The organism is Pantoea sp. X-Soil-OKNW-713 (assembly GCF_059730685.1).
The window spans coordinates 228,434-243,597 of the sequence record NZ_AP035997.1; the positions used below are offsets into that span (position 1 = coordinate 228,434).

A 15,164-nucleotide genomic window follows, 5' to 3' on the forward strand; every position below is an offset into this window, starting at 1 on the left:
CAGAACGAAACTCAGTATTTCGTCGGCGAGGCAGTTGGGTCATGCAACATGGCGTGACCAAACCATTTCTTCCAGCTGCTGCCGATAAAGCCTGATTTATGCAGCGCGGCGATCTCGGTATTTAACTTCTCACGCAGCGCGGTGTTGCCTTTGCTGACGGCGATACAGTCGTAATCCACTTCGATCGGGTCATCCACCACATGCCACTTGGTAGGATATTTTTTGGTGTAATCCAGCATGAAATCGAGCACGTCGATCAGCGCATCAGCGCGGCCCTGCGCAATGGCGCGCACCGCATCCGGGTAGTTATCGAGGATCAACAGCTGAGCTTTGGGAATGTTGTCCTGAATATATTTGATTGGCGTGGTGCCGCGCACCTGCACCAGTTTTACTGACGGGTCATTCAGGTCCTGCCATTTTTTGTACGGTTTTTTATCAGTGGTGAGGATGCCCAGCACTTCGGTGTTAACCGGATCGGTGAAATCCACCACCTTCATGCGATCGTCGTTACGGGTCATTCCGCCCATCACCGCATCAATTTTGTCCGACATGATAAACGGCACGCGGTCATTCGAACCCACCGCCACCAGCTCCAGTTTCACGCCCATAGAATCGGCAATTGTCTTCGCCACTGTCGCATCAAAACCAGAGATCTGATTTTTATCGTCATACACCCCGAGCGGTGGAAGATTCGGGTTCACGCCGACGATCAGCGTTTTCGATTTCATGATCTCATCCAGCGATCTGGCGTTGGCCGTTGCGGCACCCAACAGCGAGCTGGCGATACAGCCTGCGATAACCAGCTTTCCTAACATACTAATTTTACTCATTATTTAACTCCCGGTGTCGTCTGATTGCTTACCCTGGTGTTGGCAAATGACCAACGATATAAACTTCGTATGCTTTACATATACGATTGGTATACGATACCATGCCTTCCATCTTGTCAAGTCTCAATGAGCAGTTGTCGACCAAAAAGGGAGACGTTATGCAGCACACTTCAGGGAAAAACGTCCGTTTCGTTTTTGACAATCAGGGATATATGGCATTACCGGGCCAAAGCATTGCCGCCGCACTTTTTTCCAGCGGCGTCAAAACGTTACGCTTCAGTCCCCATCAACATCAGCCCCGCGGCATGTTTTGCCTGATGGGTTCGTGTCAGGAGTGCCTGGTCATGGTGGAGGGTAAGCGGGTATTAGCTTGCAAAACTGAGGCCAGCGCCGATCTGGTTGTTCACTCTGTTTCGGATAGCGATCCTTATGAATCATTATGATCTGATCGTCCTGGGTGCCGGTCCGGCAGGGGTTTCAGCGGCACTGATGGCTTCAGCGCAAGGACTGCGGGTTGCGTTGTTCGACGAAAACGCGGCGGCCGGTGGACAGGTGTATCGCGCGCCGATCATGCCCGATGCAAAAATGGATGGCGCTGAATTCAGGGCCGGAGAAACCTTGCGCGATGCCTTATCGCGGAGCAAGGTGCGCCTCTTTTTGGGGCATGTCGTGTGGGCGGTGACCGGCGACTATCGTGTCGATGCCCTTGGGCCGGACGGTTCCATCGCCTGCACCACCACGGTGCTGCTGGTGGCAACCGGCACCACCGAGCGCGTGGTCCCGTTTGAAGGCTGGACTTTACCGGGTGTGATCGGGCTGGCTGCCGCCACTATTCTGCTTAAATCGCAGCGTACCCTGCCGGGGAAAACCACCCTGGTGGCGGGATGTGGCCCCCTGTTGGTGGCGGTGGCGGGAAATACCCTGAAAGCAGGCGGTGACGTGAAGGCGATTGTTGACATTGCTTCACGCAGCGAATGGCTTGGCACCGCTTCCGCGCTGCTCAGCCGTCCGGCGATTTTCAAGCAAAGCCTGACGTATGGTCTGCCGATTCTGCGCGCCAGAACCCCGCTGTATTCACGTCATACGCTGGTGAAGGTCAGTGCGCAGGGCGACCAGTTGCTGGCTGAAATCGCACCCTGTGACGCAGCGGCACGACCTGTCGCCGGTAAAACGAAAAAAATTCTGGTGGATTGTGTTGCCGTCGGCCACGGTCTGACCCCCTCCTCCGACATCACGCGTCTGCTCCATGCCAGACATCAATACTCCCGCGAGGCCGGCGGCTGGATTGCCGAAACCGATGAAAACGGCCAGACCAGCCGTGAACGGTTGTTTGTTGCCGGTGACGGTTCCGGTATTCGTGGTGCCGCTGCGGCAATGGAACAAGGCAAACGCGTCGGACTGGCTTGTGTCGCCATCATTCAGGGCAGAACCGTGCCAGAACCGGAAGCTGAAAACCTCAGCAAAGCCTGGCAGCACGCCGCCCGCTTCGGGCAGAAGATGGCCGCGATGATGGCGCTGCGTGAAGGCCATGTTGACAGTATCCCGCCGCACACCGTGGTGTGTCGTTGCGAAGACGTCACGCGCGCCGAGATCGAACAAGCCTGCGAAGCCGGCGCGCATGATGTTAACCAACTGAAGGCCTGGACGCGCTGCGGTATGGGTCCCTGCCAGGGACGCACCTGCGGCGATATCGCCGCCGAACTGCTGGCAACCAAGCTGGGGGTGTCGCGCGAGGCGGTGGGGATTTTCTCGCCCCGCACTCCGCTGCGCCCACTCACCATCAGCGATATGACCGGCGACTATGACTATGCGGATATCCCGATTCCTAAGGCGGCCCCACTGTGACTTCAACACGTTTTGATGTGTGCATCGTTGGCGGCGGCGTGATGGGCTGCTCCACCGCGCTGTTTCTGGCGAAAGCCGGGATGCGTGTGGTGGTGGTGGAACGCAATGCCCTCTGTCGCAGTGCCTCCGGCGTCAATGCCGGGACACTCACGCTGCATATGACCCGCGCCGCGCTGGTGCCCTACGCCATGAAAGCGTGGGAGATGTGGATGCGGCCGGAAACCTGGCTCGGCCAGGGGGTGCTGGCAACCCATGCGCCCGGTTTGTCTCTCGCCTTTACCGATGCCGAAGTAATGATGCTGGAGGAGCGCGCGGCAGCCCGGCGTGAGTATGGTGCCGATATTTCGGTGATACCACCGCAGGCGGCGATGAAGGTTGATCCGGGCATCAACAGCTCCATCAAAGCGGCAGCATTCTGTGAGATCGATGGCTTTGCCAGCGCCTACCTGACTGGCCGTGCCTTCTATGCCGCGCTGCGTGAGGCCGGTGTAACCATCATCGAACAATTTTCCGTCGGCCATATCGAGCGGCAAAACGCTGGTTATCGCGTCTCAACCGAGGACCGTAGCCAATCCATCGAGGCCACCCGTCTGGTGCTGGCGGGCGGTGTCTGGCTGGAGCCGATGCTGGCGATGATCGGCATCCATATCCCGGTTAAGACATTGATTAACCAGTTGATCGTCACCGAAAGAATGCCAACCGCGATGCGTTCCGTACTCAGCATCGCCAATGGTTTGTTATCCATGAAGCAGTTTGCCAACGGCACCGTGGTGATTGGCGGCGGCTGGCAGGGCATCGGGTCGCGTGAGCTGGGCGGCCGGGAAACCATCCCCGAAAACCTGATCGGCAACCTGCGGCTGGGTCAGCATGCCGTTCCGGCACTGGCGTCTGCCCGTGTTGCACGCATCTGGCTGGGTCTGGAGTCGGAAACCGCCGACGCGATGCCGATGATTGGGCCACTGGCACAACACCCGGATCTTTTTGTGATTGGCTGCGTCCACTCCGGTTATACCAGCGGGCCGTATATGGGCAAGCTGCTGGCGCAGCAGATCCTGGGCCAGCAACCCGAAATGCCGCTTTTTGATCCATCACGACTGCTGCCCACTGATGACCACGCAGTCGCATCCTTATCCAGAGGCCAATAATAAAATGAAAGAGTTACACCATTACCAGGGTGTGTATGCGGCGACTGTTTGTCCGATGGACGAAAGTGGCAGATACATAGACGAAGCGAGCCTGATTGCGCATTTGCGCCAGGTTTCGCAGGTGCCAGGGATTCGCGGGTTGCTCATCAACGGCCATGCCGGTGAGAACTTCGCGCTCTCGCGTGAGGAAAAACGTCGCGTGGTAACCCTGGCGCGTCAGGTGTGTCCACCGCAGACGCTGCTGGTAGCCGGTCTTAACGCCGAGGACAGTTTTGATGCACAGGCGCAGGCTGACGATGCGAAAGCCGCCGGTGCTGATGCCATTCTGCTGTTCCCACCCTACTCCTGGACGCTCTCCACCGACGAGAAAACGGTGCTGAATCACCACCGTATCGCCAATGCCAACGCCGCGTTACCGATGATGTTGTATCAGTCCGGCGTGAACAGCGGTGGTATGGCGTATCCCCCGGCGTTGCTTCAGCAACTGGTCTGCCTGCCCAACGTGGTCGCGGTGAAGGAAGGTAGCTGGGAAACCGCCACCTATGAGGCGAACCTGCGATTGGTCCGTGAAGTTGCACCGCATGTGGCGGTGATGGCCTCCGGTGACGAGCATCTGCTGACCTGCTTTGCCCTCGGCACCGATGGCAGCCTGGTGAGTCTGGCGGCGGTGGTGCCCGAGTTGGTGGTGGCGCTGTACGACGCGATGCAGCAGCAAAACCTCGCTGAAGCGCAGCGCCTGCATCAATTTATTTATCCGCTGGCGAAGGAGATCTACGGCACCTGGCCGGGCACCCATGCCAATGCGCGCTTAAAAGCCTGTCTGCATCTTGCCGGGCATCTTCCTCACGCCATGCCGCGCCCGCCAGTGCCCGCCGTCGATGACGCGCAGCGCCAGCGGTTAGCGACAGCGCTGACCTTTGCACAATCCTTTACGGCTACCCCTTAAGTACAAGCGGAGACTAACATGACCAGTACCCTGATTCGCGGTGGGCGGATTATCACGGCGGTGGACGATTATCACGCCGACATTCTGATCGAGAATGAAAAAATCGTCAGTATCGGACTGAATCTGCAACCTGGCGCTAACTGCCAGGTGATTGAAGCCAGTGGCATGCTGCTGTTCCCCGGTGGGGTTGATTGCCATACCCATATGGAAAACACCTTTGGCCCGTCAGTGACCGCAGATAACTTTAAATCGGGCACCCGTTCGGCAGCCTATGGTGGCACCACCACCATTATCGATTTTGCCTTGCAGAATCACGGCACCAGCCCGTTGCAGGCCATCGAGCGCGCGCAATCCAAAGCGGATAACGTCGCCAGCATCGATTATGGCTTTCACGTCATTATCACCGAGGTGGATAAGCAGGTACTGGAGGATATGCGCTACGCCATCCGTCATGAAGGCGTTTCCAGCTTCAAGATGTTTATGGCGTATCCCGGCACGGTGATGTCCGATGATGCGGCCATTTTCCAGGCGATGCGCATGGTCGGCCAGCATGGCGGCATGGTGGCACTGCACGCAGAAAACGGCACCATCGTCGAATTGCTGATTCAGGAAGCGCTGGCACAGGGCCACACCTCGCCACGCCACCATGCCCTGACACGCCCCGCACTGCTGGAAGGGGAAGCGACCCATCGCGGCATTAAGCTGGCGGAACTGGCAGAGGCGCCGGTCTACTTTGTCCATCTTTCGGCAAAAGAAGCGTTGAAACATGTGGTGGAAGCGCGCGACCTCGGCATCCCGGTATTCGCCGAAACCTGCCCGCATTATCTGTTCTTTGATGAGTCGTCTTACGCTGACAGCGACGAATCCGACAGCTTTGATGGCGCACGCTTCGTGATGAGCCCGCCGCTGCGTTCGAAAGAAGCGCAAAACGCGCTGTGGACGGCGCTGAAAACCGATGACCTGCAACTGATTTCTACCGACCATTGCCCGTACTGCATGAAGGAAGGCCATTTAGGGAAAATTAATCAGAAACCGCTGGGTGCCAACGATTTCTCCAAAATTCCTAACGGCGTGCCCGGCGTCGAAACCCGTATGACGGTGGTGTATGACGGCGGCGTGCGCAGTGGCCGTATTTCGCTTAATCGCTTTGTCGAGCTGATGTCCACCGCCCCGGCCAAGCTGTTCGGTCTGTTCCCGCAAAAGGGCACCATCGCGGTGGGTAGCGATGCCGATATCGTCATCTTTGATCCCAACGAAAAACACACCATCAGCGCTGCAACACAACACAGCGATGTGGATTTCACGCTGTTTGAAGGGCATCAGGTGCAGGGCAAAGTGAAGAAAGTGCTGCTGCGCGGCGAGCTGCTGGTGAGTGATGACCAATGGGTAGGCAAAACCGGCCAGGGACGCTTTATCCCGCGTGGTGAAGTGGGTAAATGGTAGGAGAGCGCAATGCCTTACTATGATTATCTCTGTTCAGACTGCGGCGCATTTGAGTTGCGCCGTTCTGTGGCGGCGCGCGATGAACCCGCGCCCTGCCCGATCTGCCAGAAAAACGCCGAACGGAAGGTCAGTTTTCAACCGGTGTTGCTGCGCAGCAAACCGGGCGCGGAGGTGCGCAACCCGTTGCATGTTGAGGGATGCCCCTGCTGTCCCGGCGTCATTAAGTAAGTGGCTGAAGGGTATGCGGTTGACGCATACCCTTGCGGCGATTAATTGCCTTCGGTGATCCGTTTCAACACAAAGGCTGACAGGTTTCTGATATGCGTTCTCACCGCCTGGCTGGCCGCCACGGCATCGCCACTTTTCCACGCATTGAGAATCGCCAGATGTTCTTCACGATCTTCTTCGATGCGGTTGAATGGCGTGATCAACTCGAACATTCGACTCTGGGTGCGCGCCTGTTCAATCATCCGCGCCAGCACCGCATTACCCGAGTGCTGCGCGAACAGCGTGTGCACGGTATCGTCAACATCCCAGTAGGCTTGTTCCGGTTGGCCCGGCGACAAGGACTGCACCTGGTCGGCAAGCTGATTAATCACATCAGGTTCTATCTTGTTGATGGACAACGCAATGGCTTCGGTTTCCAGCAGCTCACGCACTTTCATGATCTGAAAATATTCCTGAGCGCTGATAAAGCGCACGGAATATGAACGGGCGCTCGACCTGACCAGCAATCCCTCGCCTTCGAGCCGCAACAACGCTTCACGCAATGGCGTACGGGAAATATTGAGTTCTTCAACCAGTCGCCCTTCAACCACCGCCCCACCACTACGCAGGGTTTTTTCCAGGATCATACGACGCAGTGTCTGATAGGCCAGTTCACCTAACTTCTCTGCTGAGGCTTGTTTTACTGAGGTCACTTGCTACTCACCATTAAGACATTTACTGGAAAGTATACAATACGTGTACGATTGAAAAAAGGAGTAAAGTCTGAGAATTAGCACGGCCTGCCCGGCGATTTATCTTGCCTGGCGTTACAAACGGGGTGCCGGTTTTTGCGTTTGCCAGATATGCTGACAATATTCGCCGATGGCGCGGTCTGAAGAAAAGATACCGGAACGGGCACAGTTGAGTATTGACATTTGCGTCCAATGGCGCTGATCCTGCCATGCCTCACTGACACGCTCCTGACAGGCTGCATAGTCGGCATAATCAGCCAGTACCAAGAACGGGTCATAATTAAGCAAATTATCGAGCAGAGGGGCGAACAACGCTTTGTCCCCGCGTGAGAATCGCCCTGCGGCGATCTGATCGACTGCATCTCGCAGCTCATCATTGACCTGGACATAATCCCCAGGACGATACCCGGTGCGTTTCAGCGCCTCCACCTGTTGTGCGGTCATACCAAAAACGAAAAAATTATCCCCACCCACCTGCTGCCGAATTTCCACATTAGCACCATCCAGCGTGCCGATAGTCAACGCGCCATTCATCATGAACTTCATGTTGCCGGTTCCTGAGGCTTCTTTGCCTGCGGTTGAAATCTGCTCGGACAGATCTGCTGCCGGATAGATTAAATGGCCGTTCTTAACATTAAAGTCCGGATAAAACACCACCTTCATCCGTCCTCCTATCACCGGGTCACGATTGACGACTTCGGCAATACCGGTAATCAGGCGAATCATCAATTTTGCCATCCAATAACCTGGTGCCGCTTTCCCGCCGAAGATAAAACAGCGCGGAGCTGCTTGCTGGTCAGGATGGCGAACTAAACGACGATACAGACAGATCATATACAGCGCATTAAGGTGTTGGCGCTTGTACTCATGAATACGTTTCACCTGAATATCGAACATCATCTCAGGCGCAATCCTGACGCCGACTAATTGGCTGATACGTCCAGCCAGCGCCGCCTTGTTGTTGAGGCGAATGGCGCGCCAGTCCTGCTGAAAGGCGACGTCATCAGCATAGTCACTCAGCGCTTCAAGCCGGGTCAGGTCACGGCGCCAGCCAGCACCCAGGGTTTCATCAAGCAAACTCGCCAGACCGGGATTACTCAGCATCAGAAAGCGCCGTGGCGTCACCCCATTGGTGACATTAAGAAATCGCTTCGGATACATGTCGGCAAAATCACGCAGCACCGTTTGCCGGAGCAGTTCAGAATGCAGCGCAGCCACGCCGTTAACCGCATGGCTGCCCACCGAGGCCAGATGGGCCATCCGCACTTTTTTCTCGCCCTGTTCATCGATCAATGACATCCGTACGACGCGTGCCTCATCACCAGGAAAAGCGTTACGCACCTCTTCCAGAAAGCGTCGGTTGATTTCATAGATGATTTCCAGCAGCCGGGGCAGCAGATTTTGCATTAACGGCAAGCCCCAGGTCTCCAGCGCCTCGGGCAGTAAGGTGTGATTGGTATAGGCGAAGGTATTCAGGGTGATTGACCAGGCGTCATCCCATGCCATCTGGCGTTCATCCACCAGCAGGCGCATCAGTTCAGCCACGGCGATTGAGGGATGCGTATCGTTCAACTGCACAGCTAAACGCTCAGCAAAATGAGCAACGGGTGTATGGCTGATATCCATCAGCCGCAGCATGTCCTGCAACGAGCAGGAAACAAAAAAGTATTGCTGGGCAAGGCGTAGCCGTTTACCCACATCCGGTTCGTCATTGGGATAAAGTACTTTTGACAGGGTTTCCGAAACGACTTTCTCCTCCACCGCCTGATAATAATCACCGGCGTTGAAGTCCTCAAAATCAAAAGACTCGACTGCTTCACTCTTCCACAGCCGCAACAGATTGCAGGTATCGACGCGATATCCCTGGATCGGCACATCGTATGCCACGCCTTTTACCTGACGGGCCGGTATCCATTGCACACGCAACCGATCCTGGGCATCGGTTTGCATTTGCGTGTACCCGCCAAAGCAAACGTAAAAGCTAACGTCCGGCCGAACAATTTCCCACGGCGTGCCCATTTTCAGCCATTTGTCAGTACGCTCAACCTGCCAGCCATCGACGATATCCTGATCGAAAATGCCAAACTCGTAGCGAATACCGTAGCCGATGGCCGGAATCTCCAGCGTCGCCAGCGAATCAAGATAACATGCCGCCAGCCGACCCAAACCACCGTTACCCAACCCCGGCTCCTCCTCCAGCGCCAGCAACGCATCAAGATCTTGTCCGAGCGCACGCATCGCTGCTCGTGCCTCATCTTCAAGGCCGAGACTCAACAGGTTACAGCCAAGCTGTGGCCCGATGAGAAACTCTGCCGACAAGTAACAGGCAACCTTCACATGATGTTCCGCATAGGTTTTGGTCGACGCTGCCCAGCTTTCCAGCATGCGATCTTTGACGGTGAAAGCCAGCGCCATATACCAGTCCTGCGGCGTGGCGATATCCGGATAGCGCGCCTGGCGGCAAATCAGGTTTCGGACAACATCGTTTTGAAAATCAGGGTCTGTGGCGGGAGTTGGGGTGGCGTCTTGCATGTTTTTGCCTCGCGTTGGCATACACATCAGCACCCCTGATGCCTTGTTGGTGAACGGCATCCAGCTGGGTAGCGATGCTAGTAATCACCTTAGTCAACAAGCTGAAGGTAGGCAACCGAAACGTTGGACCAGAATGCGGGATAATGAGTGCATCATGAACTCACCGGAGTGTTAACGTTTTCGTTGAAATAGCCACTTTTGTTAGTGAATTTTTTTTCCCGTTACCCTTTTCGCGCTAAATTGAGATATCGTTATCGTTTTCGCGGTGTTGTTAGGGGATTTGGGCAATGCGTATAGGTTTAGTGGTTCTCGCCGAAAAGTATGACATCGAATTGGCACAACCTCTGCGTGTTGAGTCATTTATTGGAACCGTTCGTACCAGCCATGAGCGTAGTGGTTATATAGAGAACCGATATCCGCCGAGTTACCAGCCTGTCGATGACTTCGCAGGTCACTTCGAATTCGGTTTGAAGTATGAAGAGATCCATCTGGAATTTTTTGCCCGTCTGTTTGCAGTCGTCGGTCCTGAGCCAATTGAAGCCTGGTGCCGACAGGAGCCTTTTGGCCAGTATGCCAGGCGTACTGGATTCCTGTATGAATGGCTTACCGGGCAACGGCTGGATGTGCCAGATGTCAGCAATAGTCGCTATGTCGATGTGATCTCGCCAAAGCATTATCTCACCCGGACAGCAGTTCAACGGGTGCAGCGTTGGAGGATCAATAATAATCTGCCGGGAACTTCCGTATTCTGTCCTCTGGTGCGTCGCACAGCAACGGTCCAGGAGGCATTGCAGTTTGATCTGAGCAGTGCGCTGAAAGAGCTGGATAACGCATTTGGTGCCGACATTCTGCTGCGCACCGCCAGCTGGTTAACATTTAAAGAGTCACGGGCCAGCTTTCTGATTGAAAAGGAAGCCGATCAGGCCGATCGTATCCAGCGTTTTGCCCATGTTATCGCTCAATACTGTGGTCGTATTAACGCTCCCCTGAGTGATGCCAGTTTACATACCCTGCAAAAAGGGATCCTGGGTCATGATGCTATTGGGCTTGGCCTGCGTCGCTCACCCGTTTTTGTTGGCCAGGCAACGATGCGTGAAGATATTGTGCATTATGTTGCTCCGCAGTTTGAAGATGTACCACAGTTCATGACAGGACTTAATGCCTTCGACGAAGCAACGCGTGGCGCTGAGCCGTTGGCCCGCGCGGCAGTTCTGGCATTCGGCTTTGTTTATATCCATCCCATGCGCGATGGTAACGGTCGAATTCATCGGTTTCTCATTAATGATACGCTAATACGTGATAAGGCTATCCCCGAGGGCGTGATCCTGCCGGTATCCGCTACCATTACCAGCTCGCTGGATTTCCGCGCCGGATATGATCGTACACTTGACGTCTTTTCACAGCGGTTTATGCAACGCTATGCGGCATCATATCGATTTGGTGAATTAGTCACTTATCAGGATGGCACTCCCAGTAACTTCTATTTTGATGATTATGAAGATGCACGCTTCGCCTGGCGTTATCCGGATTTAACTGAACACGTCCTGTATATCGCACGCGTCGTACAACACACCGTACGCAAAGAAATGGCGGATGAAGCCAGAGTGCTGGTGATTTTCCAGCAAGCCCAGGAGAGGCTTAAAGAAATCCTGGAAATGCCGGACCAGGATGCAAACCGTATTATTCGCTCGCTCAAAGAGAACGGTTGGCAGGTTTCCGGCAAATTGCAAAAGCAATATCCCGTCCTGGCAGATGCTGGCCGATCGGAAAGGATTATCAATGCAGTTCGCTCGGCCTTTGAAGAAGGGAATTCTGCCAGTAATGGCGAGTGAGGTGTAAACATGGCCCTTAACGTACAGTGATCGCTTCAATAGCCAACTGCATTTTATGAGGAACTTATGAACTTCAGGCATGAACTGCTGAATATGTTGCACAGCGCTCCCGAATCGCGTATTTCGCTGGCAGAGCAGCTTGAAGTCACACGTCCCTACATCACCAAACTCACCAATGCCTTGCTGGCAGAAGGTGTCATTGAGCAGACGGAACAACTGAGTTCGGGCGGTGGACGACCCAGAACGCTGCTGGCGGTGCGCAAACGTCAATACTTCAGCCTCAATATCATGGTGCGGGAGCTGACGGTGGAAGCAACCATCAATGATTATCACACGGGCGAGCTGGCTCTGGCTGCGGAAACCATGGCGTTTAGCGCGCCGGTCACGCTGGCGCGGTTTATCAGCCACGTTCAGGATCTGGCGACACGCTTATGCCGAACCGCCGGGATTGATGCTGCGCGTCTGAAGCATATCGGGATTGCCCTCCAGGGCGGCATTGAGCAGGATACCGGTGTGGTCAAATGGTGCCCGGCGTTTGTTGAGCGTGATATCCCGCTTAAAGCGCAACTGATGCTGGCGACGGCGTTGAGTGTTGCGGTGGTGAATATTGCCTGGTGCTCCAGCTATATGCTGGCAAAAACTGAGAGGCTTACCGGATCGTGGATTGCGTTGATGCCCGGATTTGGTAGCCTCGGCTTTGGCTACTATATCGACGGTAAACCGGTGTTTGGCGCTAACGGTTTCTATCCTGAGATTGTGCATCTTCCTTATCCGGGTGGGCTGGAAAAAGCCTTTGCCCTCGACGGCGATCCGGATCACCAGCAGATTGCTGCCAGCATCGACGCGCTGCTTTTTGCCATTCACTGCACGGCCCCGGTACACAATATTAAGCAGGTGATTCTGACCGGTGAGTTCTTTGATGACGTGCCTGCCGACTTTATCCCGCATATCGTCGCACGCCTGGCCAGCCACCCCAGCCCGCATATCAATACCCTGCAACTTCGCTACATCAAAACGCAGCGCTTTTACAGCATGAAAGGCCTGGTCCGGTTGAGTTCAGATGCTATAACCCCGCTGATTGATTGATTTTTTTGTGATCTGAACAACATTTTGGCAGTGATCTTTTTACTTTGTTTCCCTGGTTAACTAAGTTGACCCAATCTTTACTGGCCAACCAACAGGAAACCGATGAAACCTCAAAATAAGTACCCCGTCCTGTCTTTACTCCCCCTGACAGCGGCGTTAATCGCCCCGCTCAGCGCCCTCGCGGCAGAAACGGTTCAGGATATCGCCGCAAAAACGGTGCCGTTCCAGATCAAACCACGGGTATTCGTATTATCCGATATCGGTAACGAACCCGATGATCAGATGTCACTCACGCGTTTTCTGCTGTACAGCAATGAAATGAACATAGAAGGTTTGGTCGCCACCACCTCAACCTGGCAGCGCAATAAAGTCAGCCCGGAGATGATGGAACGGGTGGTGGGACATTATGCCGAGGTGCAACCCAACCTGCTGAAACATAAACCGGATTACCCGAGTGCGGCTACGCTGAAAGCGTTGATCGCCGCCGGACAAGCCGCTTACGGCATGGCCGATGTCGGTGCCGGGAAATCGACTGCGGGTTCGGCCTTGCTGCTGAAAGCGATTGAACGTTCAACCGACAGCAAACATCCGCTGTATATCAATCTGTGGGGCGGCGCTAACACGCTGGCACAGGCATTGACCGATCTGTCAGCCAGCCATCCGGCAGATAAGGTAACGGCGCTGACGAAAAACCTGATCGTCTATTCCATCTCGGATCAGGATGATGCCGGGCACTGGATTCGCGTCCATTACCCGCAGATCACTTACATCGTTGATCCTTCCAGTCAAAAAGGTGAGGATTATGCGCGCGCGACCTGGACCGGAATTAGCGGCGACCGTTATTACCGCAATGCCCCAGGCGCAGATTTCACCACCGTGTCGCAATCCTGGCTGGACAAGAACATCCGCAGCAAAGGACCGATGGGCAAAGGTTATCTGCAATACGCCTTTATCATGGAAGGGGATACCCCCGCATTTCTCGGATTGATCCGTAACGGACTTGCCAGCGAAATGAACCCTGGCTGGGGCGGCTGGGGTGGGCGTTACATCGTGCGGACGCCGCAAAACGAACCGCATCCGATCTGGACCAGTGGCGGTGACTTTTTCCCCGGCAACCCGAATGGCGCGGATACGGTGACCGGGGCCGATGGTCAACAATACACCTCCAATCAGGCCACCATCTGGCGCTGGCGTGCAGCCTTCCAGCACGATTTTGCGGCACGCATGGACTGGACCATCAAGGACTTCCAGCACAGTAACCATAATCCGCAGGTGGTGGTAAATGGTTCATCAGGCCAGCAACCGCTGTTTATCAAGGCCAAAGTGGGCGAAACCCTGCGCCTGGATGCCAAAGGAACGCAAGATCCTGACGGCGATAAACTCAGCTACCAATGGTTCGCCTATCCTGAAGCGACCTCGGCCATTTCCCAGCAGATCGACATCAAACAAGTACAGGGTGTGCGTGGTGAAGACTATCTGAGTGCTCCACCAGTTTTGCAGGTAACGAAAGAGAGCGGGAATCAGGCGGAGATAACAATCCGTAATCCGGGTACGGAGCACGTCATTCTGGCCGTGACCGATAGCGGGACGCCGTCACTCACCTCGTACCGTAGAATAATTGTGGAAGCAGAGTAACAACGCTTTTGCCAAATGCATGGCGACGTAGCGGCGCGATTTATCGCGCATTCCCGTGCGCGCTGTCGGTAAAAACGCGCGATAAATCGCGCCGCTACGGATCTGATTAATGTTTTTCTGCCGCGTTTGCCTGCTTCTTATTCGCCAGATGATGGCCCACCACACAGCCAACCGCAGCGCCGATAATGGCATGATGCTTGAGGTGCCCGACCGCGGCGCCGGCAGCCGCACCTTTCAGACACCCTGCTGCCTGTACCTGGGTGGTGGCGGATAATAGCAGGCCCAACGTGACAACCAGCATCGAAAGCTTACGCATGTAAATTTAGTCCACTGAATTTAATAAGATATGGCCTGACAGCGTAGCGCTTTTCATCACAACAGATGATGAACAATTTTGCAGATCACCCGGCAGAACTGTAAGCATCGGTTAATAAATATGTTCTATTTTCATAGAGATAAAGAAATTGCTAACCGGGTCCCCTGCGTGATCAGGTGGGAAGTGATTGGGGCACAGAAATGGCTGATATGGAAGCCTGACTGCCGATACAAAAAAGGCCGCCCTGTGGGCGGCCTGTGCCGGGCAGCAACAATTATTTGATCAGTTCAGCTGACAGGTAAGCACCGTTATCCACGCGGGCACCGGTAATTTTATACGCTGCACCCGCCTGTTTTGCCTGCGCCGCGATTTTCGCTTCTGCACCATCCAGCGTTGAGGCGGATGCAGTGATGCTTTGTGCAAAGCTACCGAAAGAAACCAGTGACAGGGCGGCAACTACAACGAAAGTTTTGATAGATTTCATGGTCATTTCCTCAGAGATTATTGGTATGTGGTGGGGTGTTTTGCCCCGATGTGAGAGAGAATAGACCTCTAACCGGAGGAGTAACAGCGGAGGGTTTTGCTGAAAGAATTC

At 54.8% G+C, this 15,164-nt stretch carries 14 protein-coding genes; 9 read left to right on the top strand and 5 right to left on the bottom strand.

Going from position 1 to position 15,164, the window contains the following annotated elements:
* Positions 1 to 11: 11 nt before the first annotated feature.
* Entirely contained in the window at positions 12 to 830 is an 819-nt protein-coding gene (locus AC6I8R_RS24725; protein ID WP_497833145.1) for a transporter substrate-binding domain-containing protein, read from the bottom strand.
* Between the two features lie 158 nt (positions 831 to 988).
* Between AC6I8R_RS24725 and AC6I8R_RS24730 the strand changes: the two genes are divergently transcribed.
* Genes AC6I8R_RS24730 through AC6I8R_RS24755 form a run of 6 tightly spaced genes read left to right on the top strand, consistent with a single transcriptional unit; the run spans position 989 to position 6,437 of the window.
* A complete protein-coding gene (locus AC6I8R_RS24730) occupies positions 989 to 1,273 on the top strand; it encodes a (2Fe-2S)-binding protein (protein ID WP_021185571.1) in 285 nt (94 codons plus the stop codon).
* Positions 1,260 to 2,675: an FAD-dependent oxidoreductase gene (locus AC6I8R_RS24735; RefSeq protein ID WP_497833146.1), complete on the top strand. Its 1,416-nt coding sequence runs from the start codon at positions 1,260 to 1,262 to the stop codon at positions 2,673 to 2,675. The genes AC6I8R_RS24730 and AC6I8R_RS24735 overlap by 14 nt, the downstream gene beginning before the upstream one ends.
* The gene (locus tag AC6I8R_RS24740; protein WP_497833147.1) at positions 2,672 to 3,820 is read left to right on the top strand and encodes an NAD(P)/FAD-dependent oxidoreductase; all 1,149 of its coding nucleotides are present in this window, start codon (positions 2,672 to 2,674) and stop codon (positions 3,818 to 3,820) included. The genes AC6I8R_RS24735 and AC6I8R_RS24740 overlap by 4 nt, the downstream gene beginning before the upstream one ends.
* A gap of 4 nt (positions 3,821 to 3,824) precedes the next feature.
* The gene (locus tag AC6I8R_RS24745; protein WP_497831234.1) at positions 3,825 to 4,766 is read left to right on the top strand and encodes a dihydrodipicolinate synthase family protein; all 942 of its coding nucleotides are present in this window, start codon (positions 3,825 to 3,827) and stop codon (positions 4,764 to 4,766) included.
* 18 nt (positions 4,767 to 4,784) lie between these two features.
* A complete protein-coding gene (gene hydA, locus AC6I8R_RS24750) occupies positions 4,785 to 6,209 on the top strand; it encodes a dihydropyrimidinase (RefSeq protein ID WP_013512802.1) in 1,425 nt (474 codons plus the stop codon).
* A gap of 9 nt (positions 6,210 to 6,218) precedes the next feature.
* Entirely contained in the window at positions 6,219 to 6,437 is a 219-nt protein-coding gene (locus AC6I8R_RS24755) for an FmdB family zinc ribbon protein (protein ID WP_021185576.1), read from the top strand.
* A gap of 41 nt (positions 6,438 to 6,478) precedes the next feature.
* On the opposite strand, the gene AC6I8R_RS24760 is transcribed toward AC6I8R_RS24755, so the two are convergent.
* Positions 6,479 to 7,129 carry a GntR family transcriptional regulator gene (locus AC6I8R_RS24760; RefSeq protein WP_497833148.1) on the bottom strand — a complete coding sequence of 217 codons (651 nt, stop codon included), beginning with the start codon at positions 7,127 to 7,129 and terminating at the stop codon, positions 6,479 to 6,481.
* A gap of 114 nt (positions 7,130 to 7,243) precedes the next feature.
* Positions 7,244 to 9,700 (bottom strand): glycogen/starch/alpha-glucan phosphorylase, encoded by a 2,457-nt coding sequence (locus tag AC6I8R_RS24765; RefSeq protein ID WP_497833149.1) that lies wholly within the window; start codon positions 9,698 to 9,700, stop codon positions 7,244 to 7,246.
* 287 nt (positions 9,701 to 9,987) lie between these two features.
* On the opposite strand from AC6I8R_RS24765, the gene AC6I8R_RS24770 reads away from it, so the two are divergent.
* From AC6I8R_RS24770 to AC6I8R_RS24780, 3 genes are all read left to right on the top strand, one after another.
* Positions 9,988 to 11,532, top strand: a complete 1,545-nt coding sequence (locus AC6I8R_RS24770) for a Fic family protein (protein WP_021185580.1) — start codon at positions 9,988 to 9,990, stop codon at positions 11,530 to 11,532.
* Between the two features lie 66 nt (positions 11,533 to 11,598).
* On the top strand, positions 11,599 to 12,618 hold the full coding sequence (locus AC6I8R_RS24775; RefSeq protein WP_497833150.1) for an ROK family protein: 1,020 nt from the start codon (positions 11,599 to 11,601) through the stop codon (positions 12,616 to 12,618).
* 102 nt (positions 12,619 to 12,720) lie between these two features.
* Positions 12,721 to 14,253, top strand: coding sequence for a DUF1593 domain-containing protein (locus AC6I8R_RS24780; protein WP_497833151.1), 1,533 nt, complete (start codon positions 12,721 to 12,723; stop codon positions 14,251 to 14,253).
* Between the two features lie 106 nt (positions 14,254 to 14,359).
* On the opposite strand, the gene AC6I8R_RS24785 is transcribed toward AC6I8R_RS24780, so the two are convergent.
* On the bottom strand, positions 14,360 to 14,569 hold the full coding sequence (locus AC6I8R_RS24785) for a hypothetical protein (RefSeq protein WP_021185583.1): 210 nt from the start codon (positions 14,567 to 14,569) through the stop codon (positions 14,360 to 14,362).
* A gap of 274 nt (positions 14,570 to 14,843) precedes the next feature.
* Positions 14,844 to 15,053, bottom strand: a complete 210-nt coding sequence (locus AC6I8R_RS24790; RefSeq protein ID WP_021185584.1) for a DUF1471 domain-containing protein — start codon at positions 15,051 to 15,053, stop codon at positions 14,844 to 14,846.
* Between the last annotated feature and the right edge of the window lie 111 nt (positions 15,054 to 15,164).

Bases quoted from the DNA above. Each gene is read 5' to 3' on its own strand.
- AC6I8R_RS24755 (WP_021185576.1), top strand. From the start codon at position 6,219: ATGCCTTACTATGATTATCTCTGTTCAGACTGCGGCGCATTTGAGTTG.
- AC6I8R_RS24785 (WP_021185583.1), bottom strand. From the start codon at position 14,569: ATGCGTAAGCTTTCGATGCTGGTTGTCACGTTGGGCCTGCTATTATCC.
- hydA (WP_013512802.1), top strand. From the start codon at position 4,785: ATGACCAGTACCCTGATTCGCGGTGGGCGGATTATCACGGCGGTGGAC.
- AC6I8R_RS24735 (WP_497833146.1), top strand. From the start codon at position 1,260: ATGAATCATTATGATCTGATCGTCCTGGGTGCCGGTCCGGCAGGGGTT.
- AC6I8R_RS24770 (WP_021185580.1), top strand. From the start codon at position 9,988: ATGCGTATAGGTTTAGTGGTTCTCGCCGAAAAGTATGACATCGAATTG.
- AC6I8R_RS24780 (WP_497833151.1), top strand. From the start codon at position 12,721: ATGAAACCTCAAAATAAGTACCCCGTCCTGTCTTTACTCCCCCTGACA.
- AC6I8R_RS24765 (WP_497833149.1), bottom strand. From the start codon at position 9,700: ATGCAAGACGCCACCCCAACTCCCGCCACAGACCCTGATTTTCAAAAC.
- AC6I8R_RS24745 (WP_497831234.1), top strand. From the start codon at position 3,825: ATGAAAGAGTTACACCATTACCAGGGTGTGTATGCGGCGACTGTTTGT.
- AC6I8R_RS24790 (WP_021185584.1), bottom strand. From the start codon at position 15,053: ATGAAATCTATCAAAACTTTCGTTGTAGTTGCCGCCCTGTCACTGGTT.
- AC6I8R_RS24775 (WP_497833150.1), top strand. From the start codon at position 11,599: ATGAACTTCAGGCATGAACTGCTGAATATGTTGCACAGCGCTCCCGAA.
- AC6I8R_RS24725 (WP_497833145.1), bottom strand. From the start codon at position 830: ATGAGTAAAATTAGTATGTTAGGAAAGCTGGTTATCGCAGGCTGTATC.
- AC6I8R_RS24730 (WP_021185571.1), top strand. From the start codon at position 989: ATGCAGCACACTTCAGGGAAAAACGTCCGTTTCGTTTTTGACAATCAG.